The organism is Thioalkalivibrio sp. ALE9, from assembly GCF_000377445.1.
In the GTDB taxonomy this organism is placed as follows: domain Bacteria; phylum Pseudomonadota; class Gammaproteobacteria; order Ectothiorhodospirales; family Ectothiorhodospiraceae; genus Thioalkalivibrio.
This window is the reverse complement of the sequence record NZ_KB898124.1, coordinates 231,258-249,028: the sequence shown is the minus strand read 5'-3', so window position 1 is coordinate 249,028 and position 17,771 is coordinate 231,258. Positions and strand designations below refer to the sequence as shown.

At 68.6% G+C, this 17,771-nt stretch carries 14 protein-coding genes; 5 read left to right on the top strand and 9 right to left on the bottom strand.

What is annotated here, in order from left to right; all coding sequences use genetic code 11:
- The 4 genes from D106_RS14730 to D106_RS0106860 form a co-directional block, all read right to left on the bottom strand.
- The coding region (locus D106_RS14730; protein WP_018879621.1) for a transposase at positions 1 to 170 on the bottom strand (170 nt) is incomplete at its 3' end.
- 174 nt (positions 171 to 344) lie between these two features.
- Positions 345 to 956, bottom strand: coding sequence for a TorF family putative porin (locus tag D106_RS0106870; RefSeq protein WP_051077452.1), 612 nt, complete (start codon positions 954 to 956; stop codon positions 345 to 347).
- Between the two features lie 250 nt (positions 957 to 1,206).
- Positions 1,207 to 2,772 (bottom strand): PAS domain-containing methyl-accepting chemotaxis protein, encoded by a 1,566-nt coding sequence (locus tag D106_RS0106865; protein ID WP_018879619.1) that lies wholly within the window; start codon positions 2,770 to 2,772, stop codon positions 1,207 to 1,209.
- Positions 2,773 to 2,951: 179 nt separating this feature from the next.
- The gene (locus D106_RS0106860) at positions 2,952 to 4,331 is read right to left on the bottom strand and encodes an HDOD domain-containing protein (protein WP_018879618.1); all 1,380 of its coding nucleotides are present in this window, start codon (positions 4,329 to 4,331) and stop codon (positions 2,952 to 2,954) included.
- A gap of 110 nt (positions 4,332 to 4,441) precedes the next feature.
- On the opposite strand from D106_RS0106860, the gene motA reads away from it, so the two are divergent.
- From motA to D106_RS0106845, 3 genes are read left to right on the top strand one after another with little or no spacing between them, the layout of a single operon-like run.
- On the top strand, positions 4,442 to 5,293 hold the full coding sequence (gene motA, locus D106_RS0106855) for a flagellar motor stator protein MotA (RefSeq protein WP_026280609.1): 852 nt from the start codon (positions 4,442 to 4,444) through the stop codon (positions 5,291 to 5,293).
- Positions 5,294 to 5,312: 19 nt separating this feature from the next.
- Positions 5,313 to 6,245: a flagellar motor protein MotB gene (gene motB / locus D106_RS0106850; RefSeq protein WP_018879616.1), complete on the top strand. Its 933-nt coding sequence runs from the start codon at positions 5,313 to 5,315 to the stop codon at positions 6,243 to 6,245.
- 1 nt (position 6,246) lies between these two features.
- Entirely contained in the window at positions 6,247 to 7,335 is a 1,089-nt protein-coding gene (locus D106_RS0106845) for a GTP-binding protein (RefSeq protein ID WP_026280608.1), read from the top strand.
- A 28-nt stretch (positions 7,336 to 7,363) separates the two neighbouring features.
- Here D106_RS0106845 and D106_RS0106840 read toward each other — a convergent pair whose 3' ends face one another.
- The 5 genes from D106_RS0106840 to D106_RS0106820 form a co-directional block, all read right to left on the bottom strand.
- The gene (locus tag D106_RS0106840) at positions 7,364 to 8,149 is read right to left on the bottom strand and encodes a sulfite exporter TauE/SafE family protein (protein ID WP_018866478.1); all 786 of its coding nucleotides are present in this window, start codon (positions 8,147 to 8,149) and stop codon (positions 7,364 to 7,366) included.
- Between the two features lie 22 nt (positions 8,150 to 8,171).
- Positions 8,172 to 9,152 carry a M14 family metallopeptidase gene (locus D106_RS0106835; RefSeq protein WP_018879614.1) on the bottom strand — a complete coding sequence of 327 codons (981 nt, stop codon included), beginning with the start codon at positions 9,150 to 9,152 and terminating at the stop codon, positions 8,172 to 8,174.
- 84 nt (positions 9,153 to 9,236) lie between these two features.
- Positions 9,237 to 13,142, bottom strand: coding sequence for an EAL domain-containing protein (locus D106_RS0106830; protein ID WP_018879613.1), 3,906 nt, complete (start codon positions 13,140 to 13,142; stop codon positions 9,237 to 9,239).
- Between the two features lie 28 nt (positions 13,143 to 13,170).
- On the bottom strand, positions 13,171 to 13,605 hold the full coding sequence (locus D106_RS0106825) for a response regulator (protein ID WP_018866475.1): 435 nt from the start codon (positions 13,603 to 13,605) through the stop codon (positions 13,171 to 13,173).
- Positions 13,602 to 15,689, bottom strand: a complete 2,088-nt coding sequence (locus D106_RS0106820; RefSeq protein ID WP_018879612.1) for a PAS domain S-box protein — start codon at positions 15,687 to 15,689, stop codon at positions 13,602 to 13,604. The genes D106_RS0106825 and D106_RS0106820 overlap by 4 nt, the downstream gene beginning before the upstream one ends.
- A gap of 228 nt (positions 15,690 to 15,917) precedes the next feature.
- On the opposite strand from D106_RS0106820, the gene hisI reads away from it, so the two are divergent.
- Complete coding sequence (hisI, locus tag D106_RS0106815; RefSeq protein ID WP_018866473.1) at positions 15,918 to 16,358, top strand: phosphoribosyl-AMP cyclohydrolase; 441 nt, start codon at positions 15,918 to 15,920, stop codon at positions 16,356 to 16,358.
- Positions 16,358 to 17,767, top strand: a complete 1,410-nt coding sequence (cysS, locus tag D106_RS0106810; protein WP_018866472.1) for a cysteine--tRNA ligase — start codon at positions 16,358 to 16,360, stop codon at positions 17,765 to 17,767. The genes hisI and cysS overlap by 1 nt, the downstream gene beginning before the upstream one ends.
- Positions 17,768 to 17,771 lie beyond the last annotated feature (4 nt).

The window sequence follows — 17,771 nt, the reverse complement described above, 5'->3', positions numbered from 1 at the left end:
GGGCTGCCGTGCAGGACGCAGTGGGCTTGGCACCCGCAACGCGGGCAGCGGAAGCCGTCCGGCCATCGGGCCCGCTCCAGCGCCGCCTCGCACTGGGCCTCGGTGCCGTACTGGGCGATGAATGCCGGCAACGACATCCCCGGCTGAAACTGAATCCGATTCTGCGCCATGGTGGCACCCTCCGCTCGCTGTGTAGCCTCAGCGTACGCCCGGGGGTGGCTCACCCTGTGAGCCTGGCTGACTCTCGTCGCTAATCAGGAAAGCCCTTGACCTTGATCTCCTTCGTGCCATCGTGTGCTTCGTGGTGAAAAACCAACCCGCGCCGGACCGACGCGGGCGGTGGGTCAGAAGTTGTAGGTGTAGCCGCCGACCAGCAGGTCCTGAGCGCCGCTCTCGTCGCGCGAGGCGTAGGTCAGCGAGAAGGTGCCGAAGTCGGTTGCGTGCGCCGCACCGAGCTCCCAGAACTTCGCGCCGTTGTCATCGGCCGGATCGTCATAGCCCAGTCCGCCGAAGAGCTCGATACGCGGAGCCACCTCGTGCCCGGCCCCGACGAACCAGACGCGGCTGCCCTCGGCATCGCGATCATCGGCGTGCGCGACATACGCCACCTCGGCGAACAGCGGCCCCCAGTCGGCGCCCAGGAACAGCTCGCCCTCGTCTTCGTCATCCAGGCTGGAGTAGTGGAAGTACTCGTAGCCAAACTCGATGCCGACTGGGCCGGCATCGAAACCGTAGCCGACGAACGGGACGATCTCGCTGCCGCGGCCACTGCCGAGAGTGGAGGCCTGCACGCCGGTGAACACCCCATTGTCAAAGCCCAGCTCGAAACCACCCTGCACGACCGGATCATTGTCCGACTTGGTCGCGCCGTCGTCGATGTAGTCCGTGAACGCGCCGATGTTGAATTCCGCATCTGCCTGCGCGGTGGCCACCCCGAGACATGCCGGGAGAACCATGGTCGCCAGACCACCACGTGCGTAGTTTCCGGGCACTGGCCGAATCATTTCAATCGCTCGCGTCATGAAAACGTTCAAGCCGGTGCCATGACCGGCGCTCCCTACATTGCACACATGGGGCCCTTTCAGTCCAAGCGCCAACACCCGCCGCGCGGACTCCTCCGGCCGGGAAAGCTCTGGGAAAGGCACTTAGTCAGGAAGGCACAAGACCCGAGCGATTCGGGTCCGCTCACAACGGCCTTGCAGCGTGTTACTTGCCTTCAAAGCGCTGGATCAGCGCTTTCAGCTCGGCGGCCTCGGCCTGCATGCGGGTGCTGGCGTCGCGGGCATGGGCGGAGACCGAACCGGTCTCGGTGGCCACGTCGCGGATCGAGGTCACGTTGCGGTTGATCTCCTCGGAGACCGCGCTTTGTTCCTCGACGGCCGTGGCGATCTGGGTGTTCATCTCGGTGATCTGGGCCACGGCCTCGCGGATCGTGGTCAGCGAGTCGCCCGCCGCCTGCGCCTTTTCCACCCCGTCGGCGGCCTGCTCCTGACTGGCCCGCATCGCGGACATCGCCTCGCGCGCACCGTTTTGCAGGGTCTCGATCATGTTGCGGATGGTCACGGTGGACTCGTCGGTGCGCTGCGACAGCGAGCGCACCTCGTCGGCCACCACCGCGAAACCGCGGCCGTGCTCGCCGGCGCGCGCGGCCTCGATCGCGGCGTTCAGCGCCAGCAGGTTGGTCTGCTCGGCGATCTCGCGGATCACGCTCAGGATCTTGTCGATCTCCTCGGTGCTGGCCTCGAGCTTGCCCAGCTTCTCGGCGGTGGATTCCACCTCCGCCGCCATGCGATTGATCACGGACACTGTACCGTTCACGACATCCTGCCCGGCGCCGGTCTCCTTCTCGGCGTTGTTGGCGGCCTCGGCCGCGCGCGCGGAATTGCTCGCCATCTCCTGGATGGTCGAGGTCATCTCGTTCATCGCGGTGGCGACCTGGTCGATCTCGTTTTGCTGGCGCTCCACGCCGGAGGCGGTCTGCTCCACGCTGCTGGCCATGGCATGGGCATCGTCGTTCACCGCGTCGGCCTTGTCCTCGATCCGGCCCAGCACGGTGCGCAGCTTCGCCTCGCCGAACTGCTGCACCAGCTCCAGCGAAGCGCTGTCATCGCGGCGCCCGGTGTAGATGGCCTCCATTACCGGGTTGTCGAACTGCTCCCGGGCTCGATTGACCGCCTGGCGGATACCGGACGTGAACGCCAGCGACGCGATGCCGCCGGCGGCAAAGATCAATACCAGCAGGCCCGCCTGCACGAGTGGCGAGGACGCCAGAAACACGACCGCCAGCGCCAACAGGAAGCCGATAATCCAGGTCCCGGCGAGGCGCCAGGTAAGGCCGTGGTACCAGCGCCGGGCGAAGCTCCGGCCCCGGTTGATCGCGGCATACACCTTCTCCGCACGGGCGACATGCTCGCGCTCGGGGATCGCGCGCACCGACTCGTAGCCGGTCTTGCGACCGTGCTCGTAGGCGGGGGTCACGAAGGCGTCCACCCAGTAGTGGTCACCGTCCTTGCGGCGGTTCTTGACGATGCCCATCCAGGCCCGGTCGGCCTTCAGGGTCTCCCACATATTCGCGTAGGCGGCCTCGGGCATATCCGGGTGGCGGACGATGTTGTGCGCTGACCCCTCCAACTCCGACCACTCGAAGCCGCTGACATCCACAAAGTCATCGTTGGCAAAACGGATACGCCCCTTCTCGTCAGTGGCCGAGATCAGGTCGCCGTGCTGATCAATCGAGTACTCCGTCTGGGTGACGGGCAGGTTCTTGCGCATGTCGTACGTCCTTTTGATTGTTCCACGGGCTCGGGGCCCGTGGGATCAGCCATACGCCGTGGCCAACCCCTTGCGAATGCTGCGGATTATGATCGCCTATATACGACCCTGTACATGTATCGACCACCCCGCGAAAGACTTGAGCCACCGACCCGGCCCGGCGAAGCGCTCAGTGTTCCTCAGGAGCCGACAGGACGCGCGGCCGCCGCCAGCACGCGGCGAAACCCCTCGAAGGCCACCGGGGTCAGGTCCAGATCACGCGCGCGCCGGTCGGCATAGACCATGCCCAGCACGCGGTCACCGTCGCACAGCCGGGCGACCAGACAGTCCACCCCGCCGGTCAGGCGGCGGACAGCCGCCGGCATCTCGTCATGGATGCGGCGGCGATCCCACCACTGGGCGGTGTCCTCCTCCAGTACCCGGCCCAGCGGTCCGAGCGCGGACCGGTTGATCACGAAGTGGCTGAACTCCGGTTCGTGCAGGGTCCCGACCAGGTGCTCGGCGCGCAGACTCTCGCCATCGCGGGACAGACGGGCGAATACCACCCGGTTCAACCCCACGCCGAACTGCATCACTCGCAGCATCCGGCGTATCCGGGCCTCGCGATTCGTTTCCTGTTCGAGGGCGCGCAGCCCGGTCTCCAGGAGGTCGGCCCGCGGCATCAGGGCCAGACGCGGACGATAGCGCTCGCCCAGCCAGACGCGACCGGGGGTCTGCGGGTCCAGCGGCGGCCGCTGATACACGGCGACATCCTCGTTGAAGCGCTCGATGACCGCGCCCACGCGGTCCGCGGCTTCCTTGTCCGTCAGCCCCATCAGACCGGCCAGCAGTCCAAGGTCGCGATCGCCGCGCGCGGTGTCCATGCCGCGGAAGACCTGCCAGGCCACGGCGCTCGCGACCATGACCTCATAGGCCCGGTGATGGGCCGCGTTGACCGCACGCAGCGTGCCCTGTACCAGTTCCGGCAGGGCCATCTGCTCCGCCATGGCACGTGACAGGTCGTCCGTCGCATACCCCAGCGCGGCGTAACTGGCCTCGTCCGGCAGGGCGCTGAGCTCCAGCATCTCCAGCAGCCGATCCAGGCGCGGCTCGCCCTCGACCAGCAACGCCAGGAGGCCCAGCTGGTTCAGCAGGGCTGCCAGGGCCACCTCGCCCGGCTCGGTGTCGTGGCGCTTGTGCGCGATCTCGCCTGCGATCATTGCCGCCAGCCGCGACTGCGCCGCCAGCTCGCGATAGGCCTGGGGTCTTGTGACCACATCCTTGACGCGCGGGGCCTCGGCCGCCTCCCGATGCACGTTCTGCAATCCCAGCATGGAAATCGCGTCGCCCACCGCGTGCACCTCCTGGCGCAGACCGCGACGCGAGGCGTTGGCCCGCCGCACCAGGCGCAGACTCAGGCCGGGATCGCGCTCGGCGTAGCGCGCCAGTTCGCGCAGGGACCGATTCACCAGGGCATCCGGGTCCGCAAACACCGCATCGCTGGCTTCCAGAATCGGCCATTCCAGCGCCGCCAGGCGCGCGGCCTCTTCCATGTAGGGCGCGTCCTTGTCCAGGGACATGCTGTACCTCGCGCAGGGGAGTCGTTATCGTAAAGCCCGTCAACTATAGCAACGCATGCGGGCGGATGGCCTGTCCGGCATGGTGCTTAAGCAATGTGGGGTCGCGGTCCGTGAAGTATTTCCTGGGTATCGTCATCGTTTTCTCGTCAGTCTTCGGTGGATACTACTTTCATGGTGGCGACCTCCGGGTCATGTGGCAGCCCTACGAGTACTGGATCATCGGGGGTGCGGCGCTCGGGGCATTCCTGATCGCCAACCCGCCCCGAGTCGTCATCACCGTCTTCAAGTCCATCCCCAGCCTGATGAAGGGCAGCAAGTACAAGTCGGACGACTATCTCGACCTGCTGGCCATGATGTACAAGCTGTTCACCAAGGCCCGCAAAGAGGGCCTGATGGCGGTGGAAGCCGACATCGAGGAGCCGGAAGAAAGCGAGGTCTTCAAGGCCCATCCCCGGATCCTGCAGGATCACCACGCGATGGAGTTCATCACCGACTACATGCGCCTGATCATCTCCGGCAGCATGAACCCGCATGAGCTCGATGCCCTGATGGACCTGGACCTCGAGACCCACCACGAGGAATCGCACCAACCGGCCCACGCGGTTCACCGTGTGGCGGAGGCCCTCCCCGGCTTCGGTATCGTGGCGGCGGTCCTCGGCATCGTGATGACAATGGGCAAACTCGACGGCTCCATCGCGGAGATCGGCTCAAGCGTGGCGGCTGCCCTGGTCGGCTCGTTCCTCGGGATTCTGCTGGCCTACGGCTTTGCCGGGCCGACCTCGACCGCCCTCGAGTCCCGTGCACAGGAGGAAGCCAAGTTCCTGCAGTGCATCAAGGCCTGCATCCTCGCCAATGTCCAGGGCTACAGCCCTCAGGTCGCGGTGGAGTTCGGCCGCAAGACCATGGAAAGCGCGATGCGCCCGAGCTTCTCCGAACTGGAAGAGTACGTGAAGGGGGCCTGACGGCCTCCGGATCACTACCATGGGAGTCGAGGACAAGACCCAGCCGATCATCGTCAAGAAGAAGGTGGTCCAGGGCGGCCACCACGGCGGCGCGTGGAAGATCGCTTTCGCCGACTTCACGCTCGCGATGATGGGCTTCTTCCTGGTGATGTGGCTGCTCGTTGCGCTGGATGACGACCAGCGCGCCGGCATATCCGAGTACTTCCAGAACCCCTCCGCATTCGTGGGCGAAGCTCCCGCGCCGGGCCAGGCGCCCGGTGACGGAACCGGCGTGGACCCATCGATCATCGACTTCGAGGGCATGCCGGAACTCATCCAGGACCCGGACGCCTTGGAGGCCCCGACAGGGATCGATGAAGACACCCTCGACGAGCTGGCCGAGGCCCGCGATCGCGAGGCCCTGGAGACCCTGCAGGAGGCACTGGAGGAGGCCCTGGATCAGAGCCAGGCGCTGGAGCCCTTCAAGGACCAGCTGCTGCTGGATATCACACCCGAAGGCCTGCGCATACAGATCATCGATCGCGAGAACCGGCCGATGTTCGCCAGCGCCAGCGCGCGTCCGCTGGAGCACGCCGACGCGATCCTGCGCGAGCTGGCCGGCCTGATCAATCAGGTCCCCAACCGCGTCTCGATCACCGGCCACACCGACGCCCGCCCGCTGCTACGCCCGGACTACACCAACTGGGAGCTCTCGGCCGATCGCGCCAACGCCGCCCGCCGCGCCCTGATCGCCGGCGGCACCGAGCCCGACCAGATCGCCCGCGTGGTGGGGCTGGCCGCCAGCGTGCCCTTCAACCGCGACGATCCGGAGGCCGCGATCAACCGGCGGATCACCCTGATTGTGCTGAATCAGGAAGCGGAAGAGGCGATGTACCGCAGCCTGGAAAGCGAAGGGACCGCCCCGGAAACGCTCCGCGACAGCCCGCAACCCTCCGGAAATGGGGCCGGATAGCATGCAGCGGCACCAGGACATCCCGCTCAACCTGATCACCGGGTTTCTGGGCGTCGGCAAAACCACCGCCATCCGCCACCTGCTCGCGCAGCGCCCGGAGGGCGAACACTGGGCCGTGCTGGTCAACGAGTTCGGCGAGATCGGGGTGGATGGCGGCCTGCTGGCCGATACCGGCGTGGCGCTGGAGGAGGTTCCCGGCGGCTGCCTGTGCTGCGTCTCCGCGCAGATGTTCACCGTCGGGCTCAACCGGCTGATCCGCAGCCAGCGCCCCGACCGCATCCTGATCGAACCCACGGGCCTCGGCCACCCGGCGCAGATTATCCGCACCCTGACCGAGCCGCCCTACGCCGGGGTACTGGACCTGCGCGCCACCGTCACCCTGATGGACGCCCGCCACCTGGCCTCGCCGCGCCACCGGGAGCACGCGAACTGGCGCGACCAGATCGCCCTGGCCGACGTGCTGCTGGCCAACAAGGCCGACCTCTACAGCGAGGCGGACCGCGAGGCGTTGCAGGCCTTCGTCGCGGCGATGCCGCCACCACGCCCGCTGGTCGTGGAGACCACGCAGGGCCGCATCGAACGCGACTGGCTGGACCGCCCGCGACTGGATCGGGGCGGCGCCCTGTTCCCGGAGGCCCGCGACTTTCTCGCGTCCACGAGCGCGGATGCGCACGCCGACCACGACCACGACCACGACCACGACCACGACCACGACCACGACCACGACCACGACCACGACCACCAGCATGATGACGCGACTCATGCAGCCGACGAGTGGGTCACCATCGACACCCGCGGTGACGGCTACACCGGCCGCAGCTGGCTGCTGCCCGAGGGCCAGCTCATCGACCATGCCGCCCTCGCGGGCCTGGTCGCGGATTTCAGCGGTGATCGGCTGAAGGGCCTGGTCGAGACCGACCGCGGCTGGCACCGCCTCAACCGGGTGGACGGCCACGGCGCCCTGGAACCGATGACCGCCCCGGAGGCCCGGCTGCGCCCTCGCATCGAGGCCATCCTGCCGGAATCCGCGACCGCCACGCTGGACGACCTCGCCCGCCGCCTCGAAACCGCCATCACGCCAAGTCGCTGATCGGTACCCGCTGGCCGCGCCCCGCCGCCTACAGACGTGGCAGCAGCCAGGCGGGTTCGAGGAAGAACAGGGCAGTGACCGCGACACCGACCAGAGTCACCACCTGGCGGTAGCCCGACTCGGGCAGCCGGCGCACCAGGATGATCCCGACACGCGCGCCCAGGATCGCGCCCGCCCCCACCGCCAGCAGCCCGGTCGCCACCACCTGCCCGCCCGCGATGTAGACGACCACGGCCATCAGCGTCAGTACCGAGGACAGAAGATTCTTCAGGGCATTGGCCCGCGCCAGATCCGGAATGCCCTGGCCCCGCAGGATCGCCAGCAGCAGGATGCCGACGCCACCGTTGAAGTAGCCCCCATAGGCGCAGCCCAGCCCCGCGCCCAGAGCACGCAACGGCCCCGGATGCGGCCGCGCGGCCAGGCGCTGCAGCCAGGGTCCCAGCGCAAACAGCAATGTCGCCACCAGCAGCAGCCAGGGGATCAGGACACGAAAGCCCGCGTCGCCGGTCAGCAGCAGGGCGACGGCCCCGAGGGCGCCACCCAGCACCCCCGCGAGCAGCAGCGCCCGGGCCAGCCCCGGGCCGAGGTCGCGCCAGGCCCCGCGCAGCCCGTGCCGATCCGCCAGCACGCTGGCCAGATAGCCGGGCAACAGTGCCGCGGTCCCGGTGGCATTGGCGGCCACCGGCGGGACGCCCACACTCATCAGCGCCGGGAGGGTCAGGAAGCTGCCACCACCGGCCACCGCATTCAGCAAGCCGGCGAAAAAGCCGGCGGCCAGGAGCAGCAGCGCAACACCGGAGGGCGCGAGATCCATGCGGGGCGGGCAGAAGCGCGGCTCAGATCACCCGGCGGTCGCTGAACTCGGCGCGATAGAACCACTCGTTGCCCGGCAGCGAATTGGGGTTGGGGAACACGATAAACCCGGGTTCCGGCGCCCGCACCTCGGTCCCGTCGGCGCGGACGCCGATCAGGTCACCCGCCTCCAGCGGGTCGAAGCTCTTCCACTCGCGCGCAAACCGGTCCTCGGGGTGATCGCGGTCGATCACCTCGACCAGGCGCAGGACCTCCGGGTCATCCTGGCCCGGCGTGGCCGGCGCCGGCAGCATGCCCAGGTGCGCGAGGGTATTGATGATCGCGTTGTAGGCGACCAACGGGGCCTGCGGGTCGTCGTGCTGCCCGCACTCCAGGGTCACGCCATAGCCGCCCTGGCTGCGCATGTACTCGGTGGTCCCGACCCCGTAGCTGGGATCGGTGCTCAGGATCTGCGCCCGGTGGCTCGCGTTCGGGTTCTTCATCCGCGCCGCCACGCCCCGGGCATAGGTATCCAGCCAGCCCTCGACCATGCGCCGCGGGCCCAGGCAGGCCGCCAGTGCCTCTTCCTCGCGCGCCTGCGCGAAGCCTTCCAGCGGGCCTTCGTTATTGCGTGGGCCGAGCATGATGAACGGCTGCCCGCCGGTGTGAAACGAGTGCAGGTCCAGCAGCACGTCGTGCGCCGCCAGCAGCGGGCACAGCACGTTGGCGATGCGGTCCTCGAAATCCTGCGGATCCTCGGTCACCCGGAGGTTGCGGTTCAGGTTGCGTTCGCCCATGCGCTGTCCGAGGTCATAGGCCAGCGGATTGGTGCGCGGCACCAGCGTCAGGCTGCCACGCAGCAGATCCCGTTCGCGCGCCTCCAGCTCGGCATGGACCCGCTCGGCGGCCTGGGTGCCGCAGGTCTCGTTGCCATGCACCGCGCCCAGTACGATCAGGCGCGGCCCCGGCTCCAGCCCGTGAAAGGTGATCGAACGCAGCGCAGTGGGACGGGAGGGATCGGCCATCGGGGAAACTCCGGGCAAGGGGTAACGGATATCCTGCGGCGCAAAGGCTACCGGAGCCATCCGTCCGGCGCCACGGGAAGGCCGTCAGTCCACCGGTAGCGCGCCATGCTCGGTCATCCAGCCCTGCAGCACGTCGAGTTCCAGCGGCTGGCTGTAGAGGTATCCCTGCCCCAGGGCGCAACCGCGTTCGTGCAGGAAGGCGGCCTGCTCGGCGGTCTCCACGCCCTCGGCGATGACCTGCATGTTCAGGTTGCGCCCCATGGCGATGATGGTGGCGGCAATCTCGCGATCGGCGCTCTCGCTGGCCACCCCGTCGACAAAGCTGCGGTCGATCTTCAGCACGTCCAGCGGATACGTCCGCAGCGCGGCCAGCGAGGAATAACCGGTGCCGAAGTCGTCGATGGCCAGGCGCACGCCCAGCTCCTTCAGTGCCGCGAGCCGCGCGATGGCCTGCTCGCCCTGCTGCATGATCGCGGTCTCGGTGATCTCCAGTTCCAGCTGCACGGCGGGGAAGCCGGTCAGCGCCAGGATCTCCGCCACCCGGTTCACGAAATCGCCACGCTGCAGCTGCACCGGCGACAGATTGACCGCGAGACTGAAATCCGCGGCCCCCAGATCCAGCAGACGCTTGGCGGCGTCGCAGGCCTCGCGCAACACCCATTCGCCCAGCGCGACGATCAGGCCGGTGTCCTCGGCGATCGGGATGAACCGATCCGGCGGGATCATCGGCCCGTCCTCCGGCTGCCAACGCAGCAGCGCCTCCATGCCGAAGGGCTGTCCATCCTCCAGGCGGACCTGCGGCTGGAAGTGCAGGCGCAGCTCTCCGTTCTCGGTCTCCAGGGCCTGTCGCAGGCGGTTCTCGAGCTCCAGGCGTTCGTCCGCCGCGCGGGTCAGGGCCTGGGTGTAGACCGACCACGTCTGGCGCCCGGAGGCCTTGGCCTGGTACATAGCCGCATCGGCGTGCTGGATCAGTTCCGTCACCGAGTCGCCATGCTCGGGGTAGAGGCTGATGCCAATGCTAGCGTTCAGGTACACCGAACGCCCATCGTCCAGCACCAGCGGGCGCTCCAGGCTGGCCAGCAGGTCGCGGGCACAACGGGCCACGGTCTCGTCACTGGCCGGATTCTCCGCCACGATCAGGAACTCGTCACCACCCAGGCGGCCCAGTGCGTGGGAGGGCCCGACCGCCTCGCGCAGCCGCCGCGCAACCTCCACCAGCACCCGGTCGCCGACCGGGTGGCCCATCGAGTCGTTCACGTTCTTGAACCGGTCGAGATCCAGATTCAGCACCGCGACGCGATAGCCGTGGGCCCGGGCGCGTTCCAGCGCCTGGCCCAGTATCACCTGCAGCTGCGTGCGGTTGGGCAGATCGGTCAGCGCATCATGCCGGGCCAGGTACTGGAGCTCTTCCTCCGAGCGGCGCAGCTCCGACATATCCGTCAGCACCCCGGCGTAGTGCAGGGCCTGACCCTGCTCGTCGTAGACCGTGTTGAGGCTCAGCCACTGCGGGGCCACCTCGCTGTTGCGCCGGCGGTTCCAGATCTCGCCCTGCCAGTGCCCCTCATGCTGGAGAGCGTCCCACATGCGCTGGAAGAACGCGGCATCGTGACGCCCGGACTGCAGGAAACTCGGGTTGCGCCCCAGCGCCTCCATCTCGGAGAAGCCTGTGATATCGACGAAGGCCGGGTTCACCGCAATGATCCGCGGGGTCAGGTCCGTGATGATGATCCCGTCCCGGGTGCTCTCCAAGACCGCCGCCATGCGCCGCAGCCCCAGCAAGGCCTGACGCCGCTCCAGCGCGGCCCCCAGGCTGGACGCGACGATGCGCGCCAGGCTCTGGTCCGCCGCGGTCCAGCGTTGCGCGCGCCGCACCCGATCGAGGGCCAGGAAGCCACGGTATTCGCCCTCCACGTACAGCGGGACCAGCAAAGCCGCCTGGCTTTGCGCGGCCTCCAGGATCTCGCGTTCGGCCTCCGGCAGCTCCCGGGTCAGCACCTCGACCGCACCACCGCCCTGCAGGATCTCGTGCCAGCGCGGCAGGACCGATTCCAGACTCAGGTTGCGCAGCGGCGGCGGACGCACTACCTGATCGGTGTCCGTGCGCACCCAGTAGTAGCGATGGACATCCAGGGCCTCGCGCACCCCATGGTCCAGCTCGGCCACCAGCACGTAGGCCCGATCGGCATGCGCCTCCTGCCCCAGTTCGGCCAGCAGCCGGTGGATTACGCTCGCGGGGTTGTCCTCGCGCAGCAACTCCACGGTTAGCTCGGCCGCGGTGCGCAGCGCCCGCTCGCGCTCGCCCAGCGCCTGCGACACGCGCAGCTTCTGTGCCGCCAGGCCGGCGATCTGGGTGAACTCGTCGATCAGCACGCGCTCGCCGGCATGCGGACCGCGGGCCCCCGCTACATAGATCCCCAGCGTGCCCAGCACGCTGCCATCGGCATCGCGGAAGGGGAACGACCAGCAGGCCCGGAACCCCGCGCCATGCGCGAGATCGCAGAACCCGACCCAGTTGGGGTGGGCACTGCAATCCTCGATGATCACCGGCTCGCCGCTCCAGGCGGCCTCGCCGCAGGAACCCAGACCCTGCTCGGCGCGGATGCGGCGGGTGGCGCTGCGCAACGGATCCGGCACCCGCGGGGCGGCCACACCGTGCAGCTCCCGGGTGTCGCCGTCCAGCAGCATGATGCACCCGTGCAGCTCCGGGGCCAGGGCCTCCAGCCCCTTGACCACGTCCTCCAGCAGGCGCGGGTCACGCTCGCCGGTGGCCAGGCGCCCGAGCACGTTCGCGCGGACCTCCTGGATCCGCTGGTCCAGGACCCGCCGGGTCACGTCCACCAGGCTGCCGGACAACCCGATCGGCCGCCCCTCGGCATCCAGATTGGCCTGGCCACGCAGCTCCAGCCAGCAAAGGGACCCATCCGCCGTGCGCAGGCGGATCTCGGTCTCCAGCCGTCCGTCGTCGGACTCCGCGGCACGGGCCAGCAGCCGCGCCGCCATCGCGCGATCCTCCAGTGGCATGAAGGCCAGCATCTCTTCGCCGAGCGCGGACTCCACCGCATGACCGGTGATCGCCGTCCAGGCGGGATTCAGGAAGCGCCAGCAACCGGCGGCATCGGTCTCGAAGACGATGTCGCCGGCGCGCTCGATCACCTCGCGGTACCGGCGCTCGGAGGCCGCCAGGGCGGCCTGTTCCCGGCGCAGGCGGGCGCGCGTATGGACCTGGTCCAGCAGCACCGGGAGCATCTTCAGATACCCCTCGCGCTTGACCGCGTAGTCGTCCACGCCCATGCGCAGGGCGCGGGCCGCCAGGTCCTCGGTGCCCTGCCCGGTCACCAGAACGGTGGGGAGATCCAGCCCGCGTTCCTCGCGCACCAGCCGCGCCAGCTCCAGGCCGTCGAACCCCGGCAGGCGGTAGTCCACCAGCAGCAGGTCGAAGCCGACAGCGCCGGTTGCATCCGGCGTCAGCGCCGCCAGGGCCTCCTCCGCGGTGTGCACCGTCTCCAGCTGGATGTGGGGGGCGGTATGCGCGAGCTCGCGGCGCGTCAGCCCCACATCGAAGGCATTATGCTCGGCATACAGCACCCGCAGCGGCTCGTGCCCGTTGGCCACGCTCAGTTCCCGGCGAGCACGGGCATCGACCACGCGCGCCGGCAGACGCTCCAGGTAGTCATCGGACTTGGTCAGGTAGTCGTCGGCACCGGCCCGGAAAGCCGCGACCACGGTCTCCTGTTCGCCGTGGCCCGTCAGCACCAGCACCGCCTCGTCGCGCCCGGCGGCCTGCAGCTCGCCGATCAGTTCGAGGCCGCTCCCGTCCGGCAGGCGCAAGTCCTCCACCACACAGTCGAATCCCGCAGCGCCGGCCAGCGCGCCCCGGGCCTCGGCCAGCGACGCCGCCAGGTGCACCTCGGCACCCGGCACCTCGCGCTCCAGCACCCGGCGCTGCAGATCGGCATCCGCCGGGTTGTCTTCCACGAGCAGGATTCGCATCAGGTCTCTTTCGGGGGCAGCCGCATGTTCAACTCGGCGGGTGATTGAGCAGGCACCAGTACAGCTCCACCTGCTCGGCGACATCGACAAACTTGGCGAAGTCCACCGGCTTGACGATGTAGGAATTGGCCCCGCAGTCGTAGGCGGTCGCGATGTCGCGATCCTCGCTGGAGGAGGTCAGCATGACCACCGGAATGCGGCGGAAACGCTCGTGTTCGCGGATCCGGCGCAGCACCTCCAGCCCGTCCACCTTGGGCAGCTTGATATCCAGCAGGATCACCGCCGGCAGCGCCAGTTCGCCCCGCTCCCAGCACTCGAGGAACGCCAGGGCCTCCACTCCATCGCGCGCGATCTCCAGGGGGTTGGTGAGGTTGCGCCGCTCGAAGGCGCGCCGCATCAGGTCGATATCCACCGGGTTGTCCTCGACCACCAGGATGGACGGTTGACGCGCGGCCGTGCTCATCGCGGGAACTCCACGTGGAAGCGGGCGCCCACGCCCGGCGTACCCTCGGCGCGGATCTCCCCGCCCAGGCGGTTGACCGCTCGCCGCACGAGCGCAAGGCCGACACCGGTTCCCGGGTAGGCCTCGGCGCGGTTCAGGCGCTGGAAGATATCGAAGATGCGATCCTGAAACGCCATGTCGAAGCCGATCCCGTTATCCTGTACCGAGATCCCGAGTGTAGCGCTGCGGGATTCGGCCTGCACCGTCACCTGCGGTGTCTCGCGCTCGGCACTGAACTTGAAGGCATTTTCCAGCAGATTGCGCAGGATCAGCGCAACGCCATCGGGGTCGCTCTGGAACACCAGATCGGGATCGATCTCCAGCGTCACCTCGGCGCGGCTGCGCAGCTTCGGGTCCACCGACTCGAGCACCTCCTCCACCAGCGCGCGCACACGAACCTCCCGTTCCTCCAGCGGCCGGCGCTCCATACGTGAATAGGCCAGCAGATCGGAGATCAACTCGTTCATCTGCGCCACGCCCTGGCGGATGTTGCGCACGAACGTACGCCCCTCGCCCTCCAGCTGCTCGCCGTAGTCCGCCTCCAGTAGCTGGCTGTAGCCCTCGATTCCGCGCAACGGGGCCTTCAGGTCGTGCGAGACCGCGTAGGAGAACGATTCCAGTTCCTGGTTCAGGGCCTGCAGAGCCGCCGTGCGCTCCGTCACCCGCTGTTCCAGCGTGGCATTCAGGTCGCGCAGTTCCAGTTCGCTGCGCTTGAGTTCGGTGACCTCCAGCACCGTGCCCTGCACGTAGTGCATGCCGTCGGCCCGCTCGAGCGGGGCCTCCATGGTGATGCTGAACCACGCCTCCGCGCGAACCTCCGGGCGCGCCTTCAGCAACAGCCGCCGCGGCCCGGGATGTCCGCCGGCGATCAGCGTTTCCATGGCATCGGAAAAGCTCTTCCCGTCCGCGGAGTCGAGATCGAAGAAATCCCGGGCGAAGGCCTCCAGCGTCGGGGTGCCATAGCGGGCATCGCACCCGAGCAGGGCATACAGCCGATCCGACCACCACAGCTCGCGGGTCTCCAGCATGAACTCCCAACTGCCCAGCCCCGCATGGCGTTCCGCCTGGCTCAATCGGTCCACCTGGCGCGCCAGCGCCGCCTCGGCCTGCTTGCGCGCCTCGATGTTGCGCAGAGTCACCAGCAGCAGCCGCTCGCCGGCGATTTCGGTGGCCTGCAGGTTGGCCTCCACCCAGAAGCCGTGGCCGTCGCGGTGGCGCGCCCGCCACTCGAAGACCAGTTGTTCCCCGCGCCGGGCCCGTTCCATCAGCGCCTTCTGCCGCTGTACGTCGTAGCCGCCTTCGTCCGCGCTCAGGTCATCCACACTGCAGGCGAGCAGTTCGGCCCGGCTGTACCCGTACATCCGCTCGGCGGCGGCATTCACCCCGATCAGGCCCTCGGTATCCAGATCCTGCAGCAGGATCGCCTCCTGCACGTTGTCGAAGATCGCGCGGAAGCGGGTCTCCGAGTCACGCAGGTCCCGCTCGGCGCGCAGGCGCTCGGTCACATCCAGCAGCAGGCCGTGGATGCGCGTCACCCGCCCGACCTCGTCGCGGGTCAGCCAGGTCCGGTCTTCCACCCAAAGCCAGTTACCCTCGCCGCTGCGCAGGCGGTAGAGCTGGGTATAGCGATCCGGGCCGTGCTCAATGTGCGCGGCCACATCCGCCACGATCCGGTCGATGTCTTCGGGATGAATCAGCTCGGCGTAATTCACGTCGCCCTGCAACAGGGCATGGCGATCGATCCCCCAGCGCGCGATGTTCGGCGACACGAAGGTGACCGGCCAACCGGGCGTGGTCGCCCATTCAATCGCGACCACCGGCGAGCGCTCGACAATCGCGGTCAGCCGCCGCGCCTCGCGCGAGGCGCGGTCGCGCGCCCGCAGCGGGTAATACACCAGCAGGAACAGGCCCGCGGCGGTGACCGTCACGTAGCCCCATCCCTTCAGGGTCTGTAACTGCGCCAGCAAGGCCACATCGTCGACCATCAGCAGCAGGGCGCGGTCGGACAGTCCGATCCATGCCAGCCCGAAGACCAGATACACCACGGCAATGATGGCCGCGGTCCGCCCCGCGCTGGGCCTGCGTGCCCTCTGCCTGTCTTGCTCCATCTAGCCTCCCGGCTGCCGTGGAGATCCGCCTGGCTTACCTGCCTGCCTCGAGCATCGACCACCCGGGGCCGCCGCGCAAGGCCCGTACCCACCGCGCCCCTGCCCGGGCTTCGGGAGCCCCGGGGAAAATGCTATTCTTCGCCGCTCCCGCAAGCGGACGCAGCGATGTTCAAGCAACTCGAAGGCGAACCCCGTGGCGAACGCCACCCGATCTCCGACGTCCTGGACCGCCTGAAGCTCAATGCCGATGGCCTGATCCCCGCGATCGCCCAGCAGCACGACACCGGCGAGGTCCTGATGCTGGCGTGGATGAACCGCGAGGCCCTGAACGAGACCCTGGCCACGGGGCGCGTGTGCTACTACTCGCGCTCGCGCCAGGCGCTGTGGCGCAAGGGCGAGCAGTCGGGCCAGGTCCAGCAACTGCACTCCCTGCACCTGGACTGCGACGGCGACACCCTGCTGCTGAAGGTCGACCAGACCGGGCCGGCCTGCCACACCGGACGTCGCAGCTGCTTCTACCTGCAGGTCGAGAACGACAGTGTCGTGGTCACCAGCGACCCCGAGATCGCGCCGGAGACGCTGTACGGCAAGGGAAACACCGAATAATGAGCGAGCCCCGGACCCTCACCCTGCACAACACCCTGGGCGGGCACGACGAAGCCTTCGTGCCGCAGGACCCGGAGCGGGTGACCCTCTACGTCTGCGGCCCCACCGTGTACAACCGGGTGCACATCGGCAACGGGCGCCCGGTGGTGGTGTTCGACGTGCTGTTCCGCTTGCTGCGCGAACTCTACGGTCCGGACCACGTGGTCTACGCGCGCAACATCACCGACGTCGACGACAAGATCAACAAGGCCGCCGCCGACAACGGCGAGCCGATTGCCGCCCTGACCGAACGCTTCACCCGCGCCTTCCACGAGGACATCGCCGAGCTGGGCACGCTGGAGCCCACCCTGGAGCCGCGCGCAACCGAACACATCCAGCCGATGATCGAGCTGATCCAGCGCCTGATCGACCGCGGCCACGCCTACGTCGCCGAGGATCACGTGCTGTTCGACGTGACCTCCTACCCCGAGTACGGCGCCCTGTCCGGCCGCTCGCTGGACGACATGCAGGCCGGGGCCCGGGTCGAGGTCGCCGACTACAAGCGCCACCCCGGCGACTTCGTGCTGTGGAAGCCGGCTGCCGCGGGCGAGCCCGGCTGGGAAAGCCCCTGGGGCACCGGCCGCCCCGGCTGGCACCTGGAGTGCACGGCGATGATCCGCGCCCACCTGGGGCCGATGATCGACATCCACGGCGGCGGCCACGACCTGGTGTTCCCGCACCACGAAAACGAGATCGCCCAGGGCTGCGCGGCCGAAAGCTGCCACGAGCACGGCACGCACTATGCCCGCTACTGGGTGCACAACGGCCACCTGACCATCGACGGCGAGAAGATGTCCAAGTCGCTGGGCAACTTCCAGCTGCTGCACGACCTGCTGCAGCACTACCCCGGCGAGGTCCTGCGCCTGGCCCTGCTGTCGCGCCACTACCGCGCCCCGCTGAACTTCTCGGAAGAGACCCTGACCCAGTCGCGCAACAGCCTGAACGGCCTGTACCGCGTGCTGCGCGACGCCGCCGGTATCGAGCCCGCACCGGTGGCCGCCGCCGACACCCCGGTGTTCGCGGCGCTGCTGGACGACCTGAACACCCCCGCCGCGATCACCGCGCTGCACCGCATGAGCGATGCCCTGGCCGCGGCCGGCGACGACGCCGAACGCGCCCGGCGCAAGGGCGAACTGCTGGCCGGGGCCGGCCTGCTGGGCCTGCTGCAGCAGGACCCGGGCGTCTGGTTTCAGGGCGATTCCGGCGACGACGAGCTCGCCGCCTGGGTGGAGGAACGCATCGCCGCGCGCCAGGCGGCCCGCAAGAACCGGGACTTCGCGACCGCCGATACCATCCGCGACGAGCTGACGGCCCGCGGCATCGAGCTCGAGGACACCCCCGACGGCACGCGCTGGCAGCGCGCCACCTGAAGCC